The following is an 18,909-nucleotide window of genomic DNA, read 5'->3' as shown; positions in this document are numbered from 1 at the left end:
ATGCATTTTTGCGGCTGTGAATGTGATGTTCGTCAGTTTCTTTGCAATTTATCTTAAAACTTTCCCACTAGTTTCGACCTCGATTGTTCCTCAGGGGTCTTTGTATGCTTCGCTTTTTCTCAGCGTCTATTGTTCGGCAGATCGTCGCGATTACGCTTGCTCTTCTGGTTTTCAGTACAGCGGCGATTGTTTCTGTAACTTACTACAATCTTAGCGCGTACGTCATGACCAGTGCGGTCACCGACGCCAAGGATGCCAGCCGCGCGATGGCGGTGCTTTATGCAGCCGGCGATCCGTCCGCGAAGGTCGATGTCCGTGACAACAAGCTGGTGGGCGTCAGTGAAGAGAAGCTGCCATCGTCGCTCGGCGACCACGCGCTTGTCGATCGCACCGCGGCCTCCATCGCGGGCTACGCCACGGTGTTCGAGCGCCAGGGTGACGACTATGTCCGTGTCTCGACCAATGTGAAGAAGGAAAACGGAGATCGCGCCGTCGGCACCAAGCTTGCCGCCGGCCATCCGGCGCAGGCGGCTCTCGCCAAGGGTGAAGCCTATTACGGCCCGGCCGATCTCTTCGGCAAGAAGTTCATGACCGGCTATTTCCCGGTCAAGAGTGCAACGGGCTCCACCGTCGGCGTTCTCTTCATCGGTATTCCGATGGAAGTCTATTACAGCAGCCTGCAGCAGCTTCTGACCCTCGTGGTCGGCGTTGGCCTCGCGGTCCTGCTGATCGTCGGCGTCATCGCCTACTTCGCGATCCGCGCCACGATCCGTCCGCTTGAGACCCTGACGGGCGCCATCAACACGATCTCCTCGGGCAATCTCGACACGAAAATCCCCTGCACCGAGAAAGAGAACGAGTTCGGCGCGATCGGCAAGGCGCTTGCTTTGTTCCAGGAAGGTGCGCGCGCCCGGCTCATGCTGGAGACGCAGGCGGCTGAACAGCGCGCCCTGAGCGACGCGGAGCGCAGCCGAAACGACGCTGAAAAGCGCACGCTCGACGACCAGATCCAGTTTGCCGTCAGTGAGCTCGCCGCCGGCCTTGGCCGCCTGTCGAGCGGCGACGTATCGGAAACGATCGAAACGCCTTTCGTCGGCCGGCTTGAACAGCTGCGGGTCGATTTCAACGCCTCGCTGGAACGCCTGCAGGATACGCTCTCGCGCATCCGTGACAACGCCGTGACGATCCACCGCAATTCCGGCTCCATGCTGCACTCTGCCGATGAGCTCTCCAAGCGCACCGAAGCCCAGGCCGCAAGCCTGGAGGAAACCGCTGCCGCCGTGGAAGAAATCACCGTCACCGTGCGCTCTTCGGCCGAACGCGCCCGCGAGGCAAACAGCGCCGTAATCGTCACCAAGAAGACGGCGGATAGCTCGACTGTCGTGGTCGGCGATACCGTCGCCGCGATGGACCGCATCGAAGCGGCTTCCAAGCAGATCGAGCAGATCATCGAAGTGATCGACGACATCGCCTTCCAGACCAACCTCTTGGCGCTGAACGCCGGCATCGAGGCCGCGCGCGCAGGTGAAGCAGGCAAGGGCTTCGCCGTCGTCGCCATGGAAGTGCGCGAACTCGCCCAGCGCTCGGCCGATGCCGCGCGCGAAATCAAGAGCCTGATCGAAACCTCGACCCGCGAGGTCGCGGCAGGCTCCGGGCTGGTGCAGAAGACCGGCTCGGTGCTGGCCTCGATCAGCAGCGAGATCATCGCGATCAGCAAGCACGTCGAAACCATCGCCACCGCCAGCGCCGACCAGTCGGCGGCCCTGCAGGAAGTCAACAGCTCCGTCAACGCGATGGATCAGATGACGCAGAAGAACGCGGCCATGGTCGAGGATACCACCGAGCAGAGCCGCCAGCTGGCGAGCGAAGCCGATGCGCTCATGTCGCTGATACAGCAATTCCGCATCGATGCGTCTTCGGCCCCGCAGCAGGTCCGCATGCGAAACGCGGCCTGATCGGTTCTCCATCGGGTTTGATCATCGAAGGGCTGCCCTCTGGGCGGCCCTTTTTCATGGGCAGCATGGCGAGAACGCGAGCGGCGAAACGCTCGAGCTTCGATTGTCCGTAGCCCTGGTAGAAGGCCTCCTCGGCCCGCGCACGATACGGGTCGAAACTCCTCTCGTTGAGCTTGGCGAGCTCGATGAAGGCTAACAGCTCGATCATGACCGTGTCCTTTCTGAATTGAAGATTGACATAGGGTATTCGCCAAAATTCGCTTCATAAACGCACGAAATCCCATTATGTTTTTCATTCATGAAAAGCACGCAATGGGATTCCTTTCAGCTCTTCCTGCAGGTCGCGCGTCTCGGTGGCCTGACGGGGGCGGCTTCCGCAAGCGGGCTGAGCCCGGCCACGATCGGCCGGCGGATGCTCGATCTCGAACAGGAGATCGGCCGCACGCTCTTTTCCCGCAGCCAGACCGGCTACCGCCTGACGCCGGATGGCCAGTCCTTGCTCGATCATCTGAAGGACATGGAGGCCGCCGCCCGCAAGGTGGATGCCTGGCGCCAGGCAAGCAGCGTCGGAGCGACGGTGCGGATCGCAGCCGGCACCTGGGTCGCCTGGCTGATGGCCGAGAACTTCGGCGCCATCCGCATGCCCGGCGACCATTTCGCGGTCTCGATGACGATAGGCGAGGCGCGCGCCAACCTGAACTATCGCGAAATCGATATCGGCATCCGTGCCTTTGAGCCGGAGGAAAACAATCTCGCCGCGCGGCTGCTGGGGGAGGTGGCCTACGCCGTCTATGCCAGGCGCAATGCCGGCGAACAGGAAGAGCGCTGGCTGGCTGTTGGGGAGGAGGATGCGATCTCCAACTATCTGCGCTGGCCGCACCGCAATGCCGCAGGCGCCATCGTCGCCACCGTCAATCGTCCGCGCTCGCTGCTCGACCTCGTGCGCGCCGGCGCCGGCAAGGCGGTGCTGCCCTGTTTCGTCGGCGATCTTGATCCAGACCTGCAGCGCCTTGGCCCGGAGCTACAGGATCTGCGCCACCAGCAGTGGATCGTCATGAACAACGAAGACCGGCATCGCCAGGAGATCCGCACCGTCGCCGACCGCATGACCAAGCTGTTGAAGAGCTACAGCGATCTTTTCGCGGGAAAGCGCCCCAGCCGAAGCTGAGGCGCCGCGTTGCAGGTTCGGATTGGGGGCTAGTCAGTTCCGGCCGGCAACAATGACGGGGATTAGCAAGTCACCCCAGTTTCCATCGCCGCCGTGATGGCGGGCCGAGCGGACGATCTCGACCGAAACACCTGCATCGACCGCCTTCATGACCGACTGGTTCAGCCGGTGCAGATCATTGGCGAGCATGCGGATCATGCCCTGCTGATCCGGTGTCATGCTGGTGGATTGTTCCTCTGCGCGTTCCTTGACGCGTGCGAGCGTAGGCATGGCTTTCTCCTCCTCTGATCGTGTTACTCGGCTGCTGGCTTGAACTGTGCGTGCTCGGTCGATTCCCCCATCGCGGTGGTCGAGGACCGCCCGCCTGTGATTGCCATCGACACGGCGTCGAAATAGCCGGTGCCGACTTCGCGCTGGTGCTTGGTCGCCGTGTAGCCGTTCGCTTCGGCGGCGAATTCCGCCTGCTGCAACTCCGAATAGGCGGCCATCTGCCGGTCCTTGTAGCCGCGGGCGAGTTCGTACATGCCGAAGTTCAGCTGGTGGAAGCCCGCCAGCGTGATGAACTGGAACTTGTAGCCCATGGCTCCAAGCTCGCGCTGGAACTTGGCAATCGTCGCGTCGTCGAGGTTCTTTTTCCAGTTGAACGACGGCGAGCAGTTGTAGGCGAGCAGCTTGCCCGGATGCACCTTGTGCACGCCCTCGGCGAACCGCCGCGCCTGCTCCAGATCCGGCTTCGAGGTCTCGCACCAGATCAGGTCGCAATGCGGCGCGTAGGCGACGGCGCGTGCGATGCAGGGCTCCAGCCCGTTGCGCACCTGATAGAAGCCCTCGACCGTGCGACCGGCATCGTAGTCGACGAAAGGATGGTCGCGCTCGTCGATATCGGAGGTCAAGAGCTTTGCGGCTTCCGCATCGGTGCGGGCGATGACGAGTGTCTGCACCCCCATGACGTCGGCGGCAAGGCGCGCGGCGTCGAGATTGCGGATATGGGCGGCGGTCGGGATCAGAACCTTGCCGCCGAGATGGCCGCACTTCTTTTCCGACGCCAGCTGATCCTCGAAATGAACCCCCGCGACACCGGCCTCGATATAGGCCTTCATGATCTCGAAGGCGTTAAGCGGCCCGCCGAACCCTGCTTCGGCATCGGCGACGATCGGCGCGAACCACGTGTCGACCGAAAGCCCCTTGTCTTCCGAGGTCTCGATCTGGTCGGCGCGCTGCAGCGTTCTGTTGATCCGCTTGGCAAGCTCCGGCCCGGCATTGGCGGGATAGAGCGACTGATCGGGATACATCGCCGATGCCGTGTTGGAATCGGCCGCGACCTGCCAGCCCGAGAGATAGATCGCCTTCAGCCCGGCGCGGACCATCTGCATGGCCTGGTTGCCCGAAAGCGCGCCGAGCGCGTTGACGAAGTCGTCCTGATGCAGCAGCTGCCAGAGCCGGTTGGCGCCCATTTCGGCCAGCGAGTAACGAAGCTCGACCGATCCGCGCAGTCTTTTCACATCATCGGCCGAATAGGGGCGCTCGATGCCGGCGAAGCGGTTGGCGGGGATATTACGGTGAAGCTTGTCAAACTCTGTCATGTCTTCCTCCTTGCATAACATCATGGCCATCTGGCTGATTGACAGGATTTACAAATCATCAGGAAATGGCCAGAGTTAACTGGGGTAACGGGATGGAATAGGGGTCGCGATGCAAAGAACGTGACAAGTTTCGGCAGTAAATTTGTCAAGTTTTGTAAATTCTGCGACCCGGATGTTCTGTAAAGGATTGTCACATGGCTGAGCGCAAGATGTTTGCAGGTCCCAAGGTTCGTCGTATCCGAAACGGTCTCGGTGTGACGCAGGCGGCGATGGCCGAGGCGCTGGAAATCTCGCCGTCCTATCTCAACCTGATCGAGCGCAACCAGCGTCCGCTGACCGTCCAGCTGCTGCTAAAGCTCGCGGCGGTCTACAAGGTCGATCTGGAGGAGCTGCGCGCCGAAAGCGGCGGCAGTCTCACTCAGCTGAAGGAAGTCTTCGCCGATCCGCTGCTATCGGGCGAGTTGCCTGGCGATCAGGAACTGGTCGAAGTCGCGGAAGCGGCACCCAATGCGGCAAGCGGCGTCATCAAGCTCTACCGCGCCTACAGGGAACAGGCGGCGCGCCTGTCCGATCTTACGCTTCTGAGTGCAGGGGAGGGGCAGGTTCCGCTGTCGGGTGCTCGGTTGCCGGCCGATGAAGTGCGTGACGTGCTGGAGCGCCGCTCGGCCTATTTCCCGCGCATCGAAACGGCGGCGGAAGCGTTCCTGCATGCGCTCTCCGATCCCCGCGATATCATCTCGACATTCAAGGAGTGGCTGCGCGCCGAGCGCGGCATCGGCGTTCGCGTTCTGCCCATCCATGTCATGCCGGATCTCCGCCGCCGTTTCGATCGTCACTCCATGCGGCTCTTCATTTCCGAGCGCCTGTCGCCGGCCGATCAGGCGCAGGAGATCGCAATCGAAGTCGCCACACTGGCGCTGCGCGAGGCGATCGTGGGCGAGCTCGAAGGCCTGATGCTGTCCACCGAAGAGGCGAGGCGCATCGCCCGCTTCGAGCTCGCGCGCTATGCGGCGCTGGCGCTGACCATGCCCTACGCGCCCTTCCTGGCGGCGGCCCAGACGGCGTCTTACGACATCGATATCCTGCGCGTACGCTTCAACGTCTCCTTCGCGCAGGCGGCAACCCGGCTGACCATGCTGCAGCGCCCCGGCGCCTCGGCGGTCTCCTTCTTCACCATGGAAATCGACGGCGCCGGTCATCGGCTGCGGCGGTCGGGCGCGCAGGGCTTCCCGCATCTGCGCTTCGGTGGCGACTGTCCCAAGCTCAACGTCCATGTCGCCCTGCTGCAGCCCGGACAGATCCTGGCCGAGATGGTCGAGATGCCGGACAATAACCGCTACCTCACCATATCCCGCACGCTGGAGGGGCCGAACGCGCCGTTCGGCGAGCGCGTCCGCCGCACGGCGCTTCTCGTCGGTTGTGATGCTTCGGCAGGCGAGGGGACAGTCTACGGCCGGGCGGTTTCCGCGCAAAAGGCGATCACGACAGGCTCCGGCTGTCGTCTCTGCGAAAGGCGCGGATGTCTCTCGCGCGCCGAGCCGCCTGTCACACGCCCGTTGGGGCTCGATGAGATGGTCTCGGGCCTTGGCAACTTCGACTTTTAGTTCCGGTCTTTAGTCACAGCGAAATCATTGAGAGTGCAGGATTTTGCGCTTGTCGGCTCCAGAAATCCTTTCTAGTCTGCAACCAAAACCAGAGGGAGGGCATCCGCGGAAAACGGTGCCCAAACAAAAAGCAGGAGATAGCATGAGGTCAATTCTCGTAAAGCTCGCGGCCACGGCTCTCGTGACTGGGCTTTCGATCACGCCATCCGTTGCCGCGGACCGCGTCGTCAATGTCTACAACTGGTCCGATTATATCGACAGTTCCATCCTCGAAGACTTCACCAAGGAAACCGGCATCAAGGTCGTCTACGACACCTTCGACAGCAACGAGACGCTGGAAGCCAAGCTTCTGGCCGGCGGCACGGGCTACGACGTCGTGGTTCCGACGGTATCCTTCATGCAGCGCCAGATCGCGGCGGGCGTATACCAGAAGCTTGACAAGTCGAAGCTGCCGAACCTCGTCAACATGTGGGACGTGGTCACCAAGGGTGTGGCGTCCTTCGATCCAGGCAATGAATACAGCGTCGACTACATGTGGGGCACAACCGGTATCGGCTACAACGTCGACAAGGTCAAGGCAGCGCTCGGCACGGATGAGAAGCCCAACTGGGATGCGCTCTTCGATCCGGCAAAGGCCGCCAAGCTCAAGGATTGCGGCATCTACATGCTGGACTCCCCGACCGACGTCATCCCCTCCGTGCTTGCCTATCTCGGCCTCGATCCGAACAGCACGAAGACGGAAGACCTGAAGAAGGCGCAGGACGTGCTGATGGCCGTTCGTCCCTTCGTGCGCAAGTTCCACTCGTCGGAATACATCAGCGCCCTTGCCAATGGCGACATCTGCATCGCGCTCGGCTTCTCGGGCGACGTGTTCCAGGCCCGCGACCGCGCGACCGAAGCCAACTCCGGCGTCAAGGTCGACTACTCGGTGCCGAACCAGGGCGCGCAGATCTTCTTCGACGTCTTCGGTATTCCGAAGGATGCGCCGCATGTCGAAGAAGCGCATGAATTCATCAACTACATGATGAAGCCCGAGGTCGCTGCCAAGGCATCGAACTACGTCTTCTACGCCAACGGCAACAAGGCATCGCAGCCGCTGCTCGACAAGGAAGTGATCGAAGACACCGCGATCTATCCGACGCCCGAGGTCATGGCAAAGCTCTTCACCGTTCCGCCGCTCGATGCGAAAGCGCAGCGTGCCGTGACGCGACTGTGGACGACAGTCGTCACCGGTCAGTAATGCACTGATCTGCCCGAACCTGATGGTTCGGGCATTTCTTTTAGTGGCGCATTGGATCAGGTCAGTTTTCGGGGAAAAATCATGAAGTCACTCGGCAATATTCGCCGTTCCTTTGCGCCTTGGGCCGATCCGGCCGCCAAGCCGTTCATCTCGGTCAAGAACGTCACCAAGCGCTTCGGTGATTTCACCGCCGTCGACGACCTGTCTCTCGACATCTATCACCGCGAGTTCTTCGCGCTGCTCGGCGCATCCGGCTGTGGCAAGTCCACGCTGCTGCGCATGCTGGCTGGTTTCGAGCAGCCGACCTCCGGCGAAATCATCCTCGATGGTACCGATTTGGCCGGAACGCCGCCCTACAAGCGGCCGGTCAACATGATGTTCCAGTCCTACGCGCTCTTCCCGCACATGACGGTCGAAAAGAACATCGCCTTTGGCCTGCGCCAGGATGGCATGGCCAAGGACGAGATCGGCGAACGCGTGCTGCAGATGCTGAAGATGGTGAAGCTGGAGAAGTTCGCCTCCCGCAAGCCGAACCAGCTGTCCGGCGGCCAGCGCCAGCGCGTGGCGCTCGCCCGCTCGCTTGCCAAGCGCCCCAAGGTGCTTTTGCTCGACGAACCGCTTGGCGCGCTCGACAAGAAGCTGCGCGAGGAAACCCAGTTCGAGCTGATGGACCTGCAGCAGAACCTCGGTCTCACCTTCGTCGTCGTCACCCACGACCAGGAAGAGGCGATGACCATGGCCGATCGCATCGCGGTCATGAGCCACGGCAAGGTCATCCAGGTGGCGACGCCCGCCGAAATCTATGAGGCCCCGAACTCCCGCTTCGTGGCCGATTTTATCGGCGACGTGAACATCTTCGACGGCAAGGTCATGGCGTCCAATGCCAATGGCGTCGAGATCGCTATCGACGAGAGCCTGACCATCAAGCTGTCGGGCGCGGAGCCCTTGGCTGTCGGCAGCCCCGCCGGCTTTGCCATCCGTCCCGAAAAGCTGAAGGTCACGCGCACCCCGCCGGCCAATCCCGGCATCAATGCCGCCTCGGGCGAGCTCTGGGACATCGCCTATCTCGGTGACATGACCGTTTTCCATGTGAAGCTGAAGAGCGGCAAGGTGGTGAAGGCGTCGTCGCTGAACGCGCAGCGCGCTGTCGATGATCCCTTCGTCTACGATCAGGAAGTCTGGGTCACCTTCGCCGAGGACGCCGGCGTTCTGTTGAAGGATTGACGCCATGGGCAAGCTCGGATCATCCGTCTACAACCGCCTCGTCATCATCGTACCCTACGTCTGGCTGCTGCTCTTCTTCCTGGCGCCGTTCTTCATCGTCTTCCGCATCTCGCTGTCGACGACGGCGATCGCCATGCCGCCCTATGATCCGGCCTTCTCCTTCTCCGACAGCTGGGCCGATGTCTGGGACAAGATCGCAAGCTTCTCCTTCGACAATTATCACTACCTGATCGACGATCCGCTCTATTTCAACGCCTACCTCTCCAGCGTCATCATCGCCGGCATCTCCACGCTGCTGACGCTGCTGATCGCCTATCCGATCGCCTATGGCATGGCCAATGCTCCGCGCAGCATCCGCCCGACGCTCTTGATGTTGGTCATCCTGCCGTTCTGGACGAGCTTCCTGATCCGCGTTTACGCCTGGATCGCCATCCTGAAGCCCGAAGGGTTGCTGAACCAGCTGCTGCAGTCGCTGCATGTCATCGACAGTCCGCTGATCATCCTCAACACCAACATCGCCGTCTATATCGGCATCGTCTATTCGTATCTGCCGTTCATGGTGCTGCCGCTTTATTCTTCGCTGGAGAAGATGGACGGCACGCTGATCGAGGCGGCGCAGGATCTCGGCTGCCCGCCGATAACGGCCTTCTGGCGCGTGACCTTCCCGCTGTCGCTTCCCGGCGTCGTCGCCGGTTGCATGCTGGTCTTCATCCCTGCCGTCGGCGAGTTCGTCATCCCCGATCTGCTCGGCGGATCGCAAACGCTGATGATCGGCAAGACGCTGTGGAACGAGTTCAATTCCAACCGCGATTGGCCGGTATCCTCGGCCGTGGCCACCATCTTGCTTCTCATCCTGGTGATCCCCATCGTGTTCTTCCAGAATGTGCAGGCCAAGGCCGACGAGCAGGGGAGATAGACCATGATGAAATGGACCCGCTTCAACGTCGCCTCCGTGACGCTCGGCTTCGCCTTCCTCTATCTGCCGATCGTGCTGCTCGTCATCTTTTCGTTCAACGAATCGAAACTCGTCACCGTCTGGGGCGGCTTCTCTACCAAGTGGTATGTGTCGCTCTTCCAGAACCAGGCGCTGCTCGATGCAGCCTGGGTGACGCTGCGCGTGGGTGTGCTCTCGGCCACGGCCGCGACCATCCTCGGCACGCTCGCCGCCATCACGCTGGTGCGCTACACGCGCTTCCGCGGCCGCATGCTCTTCTCCGGCATGGTCTACGCGCCGCTGGTCATGCCGGAGGTCATCACCGGCCTGTCGCTGCTGCTGCTCTTCGTGGCAATCGGCCTCGACCGCGGCTTCTGGACCATTACGCTGGCCCATACGACGCTCACCATGTGCTTCGTCGCCGTCGTCGTGCAGTCGCGTCTGTTGACCTTCGATCGCTCGATCGAGGAGGCCGCGCTCGATCTCGGCTCGCCGCCGGTGCGCACCTTCTTCGAGATCACTCTGCCGATTATCGCGCCCGCCGTGGCGTCCGGCTGGATCCTCGCCTTCACCCTGTCGCTGGACGATCTCGTCATCGCCAGCTTCACGTCCGGTCCGGGTGCTACCACGCTGCCGATGAAGATCTACAGCCAGGTGCGCCTCGGCGTCACTCCGGAGATCAACGCGGTCTGCACCATCCTGATCGGCATCGTCGCGGTCGGCGTCATCTGCACATCCGTCATCACCAAACGGCGCGAGTTGCAGCGCGAGAGGGATGAGCGGGCGGCGGCCAACGCACCGTGATTATTTCGTAGCGCCTTCCTGCGGCGGCTGCTGGTTGCCCGGCTGCTGGTTGCCTGGCTGCTGGTTGTTTCGCAGCGCCGAAAGCACCGGATCCGGCCATGAGCCGCCGACGAAGAACGGCAGCACCGGAAAGGCCGCGTCGCTGGCGGGATCGGTGGCAATGATCTTGCCGGAGAGGGCAAGCCCGCTCGACTTGTAGGGAATGACACCCGACAGCGTGATGGTTTCCTGCGGACCCTCGATCCGGCCGCGCTTGATCTGCGCAGCCCCGTCATCGAGATCGGCCGCGATATCCAGGCGATCGAACGCGAAGGCGCGATGCGAGACGGCGCTCAGCGCAAAGAACTCTGCCTTCGCCGCTTCGCTGCGCACCGCCTCGGAATCGAAACCGGGCAGCGAGCCTGATTGCGCGCGAAAATGAATATTGCCTGTTACATCGCCTGGCCCCGCCTTCCAGATCGGCAGTGTGGTGCTGACGGAGAGGTCGAGCGAGCCGGTTGCGAGCGGCAGCGGACCCTTGAGGTTCAGGCGCTCGATCAGGCTGGCGAAATCCGCGCCGCGGATCGACATCTGCAGCTTCCCGCCGCCATCGAAGTCGCCGCGCTTGGTCTCGATATGAGCAGTCAGCGCGCCGCCTTCGAACTGGCTGTCGCCGATATCGAACCGCGCCTCGTTGCTGGAAACGATAATGCTGGCCCCGACATTGGCGAGCTTGAAGGGCGCAAGGTCGGCCTGTTTGGCTGATAGCCGAAGATCGAGATCGAGCTGCTGCAAGGCTCCGCCGTCTGGCGGCCCATGGTCTTCGCCGGCCACCAGCCGCACCACGAAGGCATCGAACAGGGATTTGAAGTTGATCTGGTCGAAGGCCAGCGTTCCGCCGAGTTTCGCGCGCTTGCCGGGCACGAAACTCACATCCATGGCGCCACTGGCGCTCGAGCCGTTCATGCCAAGGCTCACATTGTCGAAACGGAAGCCGTTTGCCGCGGAGACCACGTCGCTGTCGATGGAAAACGCCTTCAGCGTCGCGGCATCCGGCAGTGCCCGCCCGGCCCATGTCAGCAGCGCGGGAAGATCCGGAACGCCGAGAGACATGCTGCCCTGCAGGCTGAACAGGTGCGCGATGTTGGCGACGCCATCGAACTTCGCGTTCACCAGCTTGGAGGCAAGCGCCGCCCTCAGCGGTGCGTTCTTGCCGCCGAACGTCAGCAGCGGGCTGCGCGAGGAGAAGTCCAGCTTGATGTCGAGATCGTTCATTCGCGCGATCAGAACCGCGTTGATCGGGCTCGAAAGACGTGGCCAGCCAATATCGGCGCTCACGCTGTCGAAGCGGTAGGTCTTGCCGCTGGCCACATCGGTCACGTTCAAGGTGCCGTCTTCGACGGTGATGGTGCCGATATCGGCATCCAGCGTCGTGTCGAGTGTTTCCTCGCCGTTCTGTTCCTGCGCGCCGGCGATCGCTTGCGCCAGCTGGCCGTCATTCGTCCAGTCGATGGTGCCATCGCGCTCGCGGGTCAAAAGCAGGTTTGGTCGCAGGATATGGAACTCGTGGAAGCTCGCCTTGCCCCTGAAGGCATCGATCAGGCTGAACTCGGCCGAGATGCTCTCGATGGTTCCAAGCAGCTTGTTGTTGACGTCCTTCTGGCGCACCGCGATCTTGTTGATGGTGATGCGCGGGGTTGGCCAGAACTCGATGACAGGCCGGCCGGAGATCTCAGCATTATAGCCCGTCCAACGCGAGAGCCTGTCCTCGATGCCGGAGCGCACGAGCCCGGTCGAGATCACATAGGGTCCAGCCACCCGAAGCGAAACGAAGACGGCAAGAAAGACCAGCAGCGAGATCGTCGCGACGCGGGCGACACCCGGCAGCCAACGAGAGACGGGCCTGATTTTTATCCGCCGCGGCGGTGGTCGGGACGTACCCATGCGTTTCGCCAGTCTTTCGACATCTGCCCGTTAATGTACTGAAATTCCGGATATATCAAATGCCGGGCGGTTGCAAATATATAGCCTGGCGACCCGGTCGATCGCCATCTTTATCCGTCTTCATGGCGTGTTATATAGGTTGGCAACAAGAGGAGTTCTGCATGCGTGACGATAAGCCACTCTGGATCCCTTCGCGAGCTTCGGTTGAAGCGAGCCCCATCTTCGCATTCATGCAGACGTGCAATCGGGACCTCGGTCTCTCCCTGTCCACTTATGGCGAGTTGCATGCCTGGTCCGTCGCCGACCGCGCCAAATTCTGGACGGCGGTCTGGGAGTTCTGCGCGGTCAAGGGCGAGCGCGGCGAGCGCGTTCTTGTCGACGACGAAGTGATGCTCGACGCCCGCTTCTTTCCGGACGCGACGCTGAACTTCGCCGAAAACCTGCTCTCGGGCGAAGGGGCCGGTGACGCGATCATCTTTCGCGGAGAAGACAAGGTCGAGGACCGCTGGAGCTGGGACCGGCTGCGTGAGCAGGTGTCGCGATTGCAGCAGGCCATGCGCGACGAGGGCATCGCATCAGGCGATCGCGTGGCGGCAATGATGCCGAACCTGCCCGAAACAGTCGCTTTCATGCTCGCAGCCGCCTCGATCGGCGCGATCTGGTCCTCCTGTTCTCCCGATTTCGGCGAGCAGGGTGTGCTCGATCGCTTCGGCCAGATCGAGCCGAAGCTCTTCGTCACCTGCGATGCCTATTGGTATGGCGGCAAGCTGCAGGCGATCAAGGAGAAGGTGGCAGCGGTCGCAGCGAAACTCGGCGTTCCCACCATCATCGTGCACTATGCGGGTGATGCCGACGATGTCGCGGGGGCAGTATCCGGTGCCCGAACGCTGGAGGCCTTCATCGCCGACTATCCCGCCCGCCCGGTCGAATTCCTGCGTCTGCCGTTTTCGCACCCTGTTTACATCCTGTTCTCCTCGGGCACGACGGGCGTGCCCAAGTGCATCGTGCATTCGGCCGGCGGCACGCTTTTGCAGCATCTCAAGGAGCATCGCCTGCATTGCGGCCTGGAAAGAGGCGAAAAGCTCTTCTATTTCACCACCTGCAGCTGGATGATGTGGAACTGGCTGGTATCGGGGCTCGCCGTCGGCGCCACGCTCTGCCTCTTCGACGGCTCGCCCTTCGCGCCCGATGGCAATGTGCTCTTCGACTATGCGCAAGCCGAGCAGTTCGCGGTCTTCGGCACCTCGGCGAAATATATCGATGCTGTCCGCAAGAGCGGTCTTACGCCGCGCAGGTCGCACGACTTGAGCAGCCTCCGCCTCATGACCTCGACCGGATCGCCGCTGTCGCCCGAAGGCTTCACCTTCGTCTACGAGGGCATCAAGGAGGACATTCAGCTCGCCTCCATCTCCGGCGGTACCGACATCGTCTCCTGCTTCGTGCTCGGCAATCCTCTGCAGCCGGTCTGGCGCGGCGAAATCCAGGGCCCGGGGCTCGGCCTTGCCATGGATGTCTGGGACGATAACGGCCATCCCGTGCGCGGCGAAAAGGGCGAACTTGTCTGCACCAGGGCCTTCCCGTCCATGCCGGTCATGTTCTGGAACGACAGCGATGGCGCCAAATACCGCGCCGCCTATTTCGAGCGTTTCGACAACATCTGGTGCCACGGCGATTTCGCTGAATGGACCGAGCATGACGGCATCATCATTCACGGCCGCTCGGACGCGACGCTCAATCCGGGTGGCGTGCGCATCGGCACGGCGGAAATCTACAATCAGGTCGAACAGATGCCCGAGGTCGCCGAGGCGCTCTGCATCGGTCAGGATTGGGATGACGATGTCAGGGTCGTTCTCTTCGTTCGCTTGGTGCCAGGCGTTGCGTTGACCGATGAGCTGATCAAGTCAATCAAAGCGCGAGTCCGCAGCGGCGCCTCGCCACGTCACGTGCCCGCCAAGATCATCGCGGTCGCCGATATTCCGCGCACCAAGTCGGGCAAGATCGTCGAACTCGCCGTTCGCGAGATCGTGCATGGCCGGCCGGTGAAGAACAAGGAAGCGCTCGCCAATCCGGAAGCCCTTGATTTGTTTTCAAGAATCGAAGAGCTGCGCGTCTGAATAGTTAAAATGATAGAAAAACTACAATATATGACCGGGCAGAGCTTCGTGGCTCCGGCAACCTTTCGTTAAGAAAGCCTTGTCAAAGGTAAATGTAACTTGGGGCTGCATATGAACGAGGCAGCTTGGAGCCTTTGCTCCCGCAACATGATGTTAGATCGCCTAAGCCCTTGTTGAACAGCACCCAAACTCTCAGGCAGCCCCTCGGCTGCCTTTTTTCTTAGCTGGCCAGAACCCGCTGCGACGGAAACGCGATCTCGACGAGCGTCCCTTCATTGGGCGTCGAACTGATCGCGAAGATCGCCCTGTTGGCATCGACCATCGCCTTGGTGAGCGGCAGGCCGAGGCCCGTGCCTTCGCCACGATGGCGCGATTGCGTCGAGACCTGGCGGAACGGCTTCATCGCCTGGTCGAGTTCGCTACGCGTCATGCCGACGCCCGTGTCGCGAATGCGAAGCACGACGCTGCCATTCATCTCATAGGAGGTCGATACGACGATCTGCCCGCCCGATGGCGTGAAGCGGATGGCGTTGGAAAGAATGTTGAGCGCGATCTGCTTGATCGAGCGCAGATCGGCGACCACATCTGGAACGGCATGCGAAAGCGCCGTGCGGATGATCACCCGCTGGCTGTTTGCCTGCGGCTGCAGCAGCGCCACGGCTTCCGAAATCGCTTCGTTGAGATTGATCGAGTCGAAATCGAGATCCATCTCGCCGGCTTCGATCTTCGAAATGTCGAGCAGGTCGTTGACGATATCGAGCACATGCCGGCCCGAGCGGCCGATGTCGTTGGCGTATTCGACGTAACGCGGATGACCGATCGGCCCGAAGCGCTCGCCGGCCATCATGTCGGAAAAGCCGATGATGGCATTGAGCGGCGTGCGGATCTCGTGGCTGACGCGGGCGAGGAAATCGGTCTTGTGGGCGTTGGCCGTCTCGGCGGCACTCTTGGCGCCGCGCAACTCGTCCTCGGTGCGCTTCCACTGGGTAATGTCGCGGATCACGGCGCAGTAGCCGCTGGAGGAGGTGAGCCGCCCGAGCGTCATGAACAGCGGCACGAAACCGCCCGATGCCTCGCGGCCGATTACCTCACGCCCGTCATTGAGGACGCTCGCGACACCGTGGCTGGAAATGCCGTTAATATAGTCGAGCACGGCCTTCTGGCTCTCATGCGCGAAGAGCATCACGAAAGGTTTGCCGCGCGTGTCGTCCTCGTCATAGTTGAAGAGCGCGCTGGCCGAGCGGTTCATCGAGCGGATGTCGCCATCTGCGCCGATCACCACGACACCATCGGTCGCGGTTTCCAGGATCGAGCGCAGTTCCTCGACTTCCACCTGCAGCTTGGCGACCTTCTCGACCATGCGGTCGGCTGCGCGTCCGTCGATAGCAGGAGCAACTTCAGGGGTAGGCGCCGGCCGCTCGCTGACGACAAGCATCAAGGCCAGCATCAAAGCCGTGCTGTCTTCCCAGCGGATCGATTGCAGCCGCGCCGACACCGGCACGAGGTCGTCTTCCATGGTGACGAGCATCATGCCGTCATGGCGCGCGCTGGCGTCGGCAATGTCGTCGCGCTGCAGCAGCGCATCGATGCCGCCGACATCGGCCAGATCCTGCAGCGAGCGGTAGCCCGTTAGGCGCATGAACTCGGGGTTGGCATGGATGAGCTGATCGCCGGCATGAATGAGCACGGCAACCGGCAGCTGATCGATCATGCCTGCCGAGAAACCATCGGTCATCTTCACCCGCGGCGGAATGAAGCTCGCCAGAATATCCATCTGGCTGACCGTTTCCTCAAGACCTTCGGTCACGTCGTCGCTGTCGTCATTGGCCGCAACAGGCGTATCGTCAAGCGGCTCGTCCGCCGAATGCTCGGCAGAGGAGGGGACCTCGGCGTCACCGAGTACGGTATCACTGTCTGCGGTGTCGCTGGATACCGGCTGCTCAGCTTCATCCGGTCCCGAGACCTCGCCGCTGTCCTCGTGCTGATCCGCCGTCTCGGCAACAACCTCATCGCCTTGCGCTGCCTGGTCGTCGATCAGGTCCGTGCGCGGTGCCTCGTCGGTCGCCTTCTGCGCCTCGTCAGCCGCTTGCTTCGCCTCGCCATCCTCATCCGGCGTATTCACGCCAAATGCTTCGAGGCGCTTGGCGATCTCGCGGAAATTCGCCTGCTCGGCGTTCGTCAGGCCGGGGCCGACGCCATGCAGCTGCACGATCTTGTCGGTCAGTCGGCGGTTCGGCGTTTCGACGATGCGCAGGACAGGCGGTTCGGCGCGCGGTGTTTGCACGCTCTGCATTGGAGCCGGCGCAGGCGTATCGTCTTCGACGGAATGCTCTTCCTCAGCCAGGAAATCGTACGTGGCCGCATCGGCAGCGTCCGGCGTCTCCACGGAAACGGGCGCTTCGTCGACGTTGTCCTCGGCACGCGTCTCTTCCGCGAGCTCATCCGCCACGGTCTCGTCGTCCTGCTGATCCAGCGCGGCGGCGTCATAGGCAATGCCATCCGGGCCGAATGTCAGGCCGAGCGCCAGCGGATCTTCCGCCGCGTCGGAGAGGCGCACGACGCCGAAGCCACGGAAGCCGTCGAACTCGCGGCTGCGCGTATAGGTCGGCAGCGCCGCCAGGTCGACCGGCACGGCGAGGCTCGTACCCTCGATAGGCCAGTGAATGGTCTTGCCCGACCATGTGTCGCGACGCGCCAGCGCCTCGGAAATCTTACCCTCGGGATCGAGATTGAACAGCGCCGATACATCGCTGAAGGCAATGCCGATAATGTTTGCCGCATGCGGGCCAACCGCTTCCGCGAATTCGCCGGAAACCTCGCTGAAATGACCTTCGGCGTCGATCTTCCAGACGAAACGCGTCGCCCGGCTGTTCGGCTTGAAGACAAAGCGACCGTTCTCGTTTGTTGCTTGCGCGGCTTCGGTCGCAACTTCCGCAACGGCGGGTGTTACTTCGGCCTCATCATCCAGATCGGCGACGTGGGTCTCGGGCGCCTGTGCCGCCGCCTCATCGACCACGGCATCGTCGCTCGCAAGCTCGCCATCGGCCAGTTCGGCAGCAGTCACCTGCTCAGCGCTCACATCATCCGGCTCGAAGGCTGCGATGTCGTCATCGGCAACCGTCTCGCCCGGATGGAATGCCTCGTCGGCTTCGCCATCGTCGGACGCTGCCGTCTCCTCGGCAGCTACAGGCGTTTCTTCATCATCGATATCGTCGGCAGCATCGTCTGCCGCAAGCAATGTCTCTGGCTCCGGATCGGAATCCGCCAGCGTCTCGACATCGCCGAATCCGTGCGTCTCGTCATCCAAGACGGGCGCCGTATCAGGCTCGATCACGCCTGCCTCGAAGGCTTCGTCGCCGGTGGGCACTGCCTCTGCCTCGAATGCCTCGGCGGCAACCGCCGAAGCCTCCGTGATATCGCTGTCGTCGGCAATGCTCTCGTCCGGCGCGTCCTCGATATCCTCGATCTCGGCGACGGCATCGATCGCGTCGGCGAATGTCGAGGCCGGCGCGACAACCGTATGGTTAACGGGGCTTGTGGATAAGTCCGGCGTATCCGTCGGGTCCAGACGCCCGAGCACGGTCTCGACCGCGAAAAGCAGGTAAAGCGCGGGCTCGCTGCTGATTCGCCCGACGGCGGCCGGCAGGTAGCCCTTGCCAGTCGCGACCGGTCGCTTGATCAGCCCGTGCGGATGCGCGCCGGCCATGGTCGCCAGCGCCTTGGCCGTCGGCTGCGTCACGCCGAGGGATGAAAAGCCGGGGGAGGCGGCAACGATCTCGCCTTCGCCGCCAATGACGGCCATATGCGTATCCGGATCGTCGAGCCCCTTCAGCATCTGCGAGGCCGACTGCTCCGTCGACAGCGCCCGCGTCGCGACCGGCAATGAGACCAGCACCGCGGCTTCACCCGAGACGTCAATGAGTTCAACGGACGCCTGCACGGCCACGCGCTGGAAACCCTGCGCGATGCGGATCATGAAGTTCCTGGTATCGCCGGTCCTCGAGAGTTGGCGAGCGGTCACTTCCAGCTGGCGATAGGTGATATCGCCGCGATTGACGCCCTGATCCAGGAGATCATAGACGGCCGCATGCCCGAAAAGCTCGGCGCCCGCGCCGTTCGCCCAGAGCGCCCGCGCAAGGTCCGCCGAGAAAAGCACCAGCGCTTCCCCGCGGGCAAAGTGCTCCCGTACACGCGGATGCACGGCGATGTCGATGAACGGATATTGGACTGCGGGCATCAGCGGACCTTTAGTCTTCGGGCCTGGCAAATTAACGGTCTATTAATAACGACAGGGCGCAAACCGGTCCAGCACGACCAATGGCTTTCGGCCGAAAAGGTTAACGTCGGTTGCGCCGCACAA

The 18,909-nt window shown here is 62.2% G+C and carries 12 protein-coding genes; 8 read left to right on the top strand and 4 right to left on the bottom strand.

Going from position 1 to position 18,909, the window contains the following annotated elements:
* Positions 1-104 precede the first annotated feature (104 nt).
* Together ACODTZ_RS26465 and ACODTZ_RS26460 are read left to right on the top strand one after the other, a co-directional pair.
* Entirely contained in the window at positions 105-1,955 is a 1,851-nt protein-coding gene (locus tag ACODTZ_RS26465; RefSeq protein ID WP_489029328.1) for a methyl-accepting chemotaxis protein, read from the top strand.
* A gap of 298 nt (positions 1,956-2,253) precedes the next feature.
* On the top strand, positions 2,254-3,123 hold the full coding sequence (locus ACODTZ_RS26460) for a LysR family transcriptional regulator (protein WP_209232725.1): 870 nt from the start codon (positions 2,254-2,256) through the stop codon (positions 3,121-3,123).
* A 33-nt stretch (positions 3,124-3,156) separates the two neighbouring features.
* Here the strand turns inward: ACODTZ_RS26460 and ACODTZ_RS26455 are convergent, their stop codons facing one another.
* Both ACODTZ_RS26455 and aceA read right to left on the bottom strand, forming a co-directional pair.
* Entirely contained in the window at positions 3,157-3,393 is a 237-nt protein-coding gene (locus tag ACODTZ_RS26455; RefSeq protein ID WP_111561727.1) for an SMc00767 family acetate metabolism repressor, read from the bottom strand.
* 23 nt (positions 3,394-3,416) lie between these two features.
* Positions 3,417-4,706, bottom strand: a complete 1,290-nt coding sequence (aceA, locus tag ACODTZ_RS26450) for an isocitrate lyase (RefSeq protein WP_489029326.1) — start codon at positions 4,704-4,706, stop codon at positions 3,417-3,419.
* A gap of 194 nt (positions 4,707-4,900) precedes the next feature.
* Here aceA and ACODTZ_RS26445 point away from each other — a divergent pair, with 194 nt between their 5' ends.
* The 5 genes from ACODTZ_RS26445 to ACODTZ_RS26425 all read left to right on the top strand — a co-directional run bounded on the left by ACODTZ_RS26445 (position 4,901) and on the right by ACODTZ_RS26425 (position 10,512).
* Positions 4,901-6,310 carry a helix-turn-helix domain-containing protein gene (locus tag ACODTZ_RS26445; RefSeq protein WP_489029324.1) on the top strand — a complete coding sequence of 470 codons (1,410 nt, stop codon included), beginning with the start codon at positions 4,901-4,903 and terminating at the stop codon, positions 6,308-6,310.
* A gap of 142 nt (positions 6,311-6,452) precedes the next feature.
* Positions 6,453-7,550, top strand: a complete 1,098-nt coding sequence (locus tag ACODTZ_RS26440; RefSeq protein WP_047508327.1) for a polyamine ABC transporter substrate-binding protein — start codon at positions 6,453-6,455, stop codon at positions 7,548-7,550.
* A gap of 81 nt (positions 7,551-7,631) precedes the next feature.
* Positions 7,632-8,774 carry an ABC transporter ATP-binding protein gene (locus tag ACODTZ_RS26435; protein ID WP_489029322.1) on the top strand — a complete coding sequence of 381 codons (1,143 nt, stop codon included), beginning with the start codon at positions 7,632-7,634 and terminating at the stop codon, positions 8,772-8,774.
* 4 nt (positions 8,775-8,778) lie between these two features.
* Positions 8,779-9,690 (top strand): ABC transporter permease subunit, encoded by a 912-nt coding sequence (locus ACODTZ_RS26430; RefSeq protein WP_018898484.1) that lies wholly within the window; start codon positions 8,779-8,781, stop codon positions 9,688-9,690.
* A gap of 3 nt (positions 9,691-9,693) precedes the next feature.
* The gene (locus ACODTZ_RS26425) at positions 9,694-10,512 is read left to right on the top strand and encodes an ABC transporter permease (RefSeq protein ID WP_209232729.1); all 819 of its coding nucleotides are present in this window, start codon (positions 9,694-9,696) and stop codon (positions 10,510-10,512) included.
* Here the strand turns inward: ACODTZ_RS26425 and ACODTZ_RS26420 are convergent, their stop codons facing one another.
* Positions 10,513-12,435, bottom strand: a complete 1,923-nt coding sequence (locus tag ACODTZ_RS26420; RefSeq protein ID WP_489029319.1) for an AsmA family protein — start codon at positions 12,433-12,435, stop codon at positions 10,513-10,515.
* A 161-nt stretch (positions 12,436-12,596) separates the two neighbouring features.
* Between ACODTZ_RS26420 and ACODTZ_RS26415 the strand changes: the two genes are divergently transcribed.
* Positions 12,597-14,549: an acetoacetate--CoA ligase gene (locus tag ACODTZ_RS26415; protein WP_489029317.1), complete on the top strand. Its 1,953-nt coding sequence runs from the start codon at positions 12,597-12,599 to the stop codon at positions 14,547-14,549.
* A 220-nt stretch (positions 14,550-14,769) separates the two neighbouring features.
* Here the strand turns inward: ACODTZ_RS26415 and ACODTZ_RS26410 are convergent, their stop codons facing one another.
* Complete coding sequence (locus ACODTZ_RS26410) at positions 14,770-18,786, bottom strand: ATP-binding protein (RefSeq protein ID WP_489029315.1); 4,017 nt, start codon at positions 18,784-18,786, stop codon at positions 14,770-14,772.
* Between the last annotated feature and the right edge of the window lie 123 nt (positions 18,787-18,909).

The organism is Rhizobium sp. FG113 (assembly GCF_057809895.1).
The sequence above is the reverse complement of the archived record's forward strand: the minus strand, read 5'-3'. Positions and strand labels throughout refer to the sequence as shown.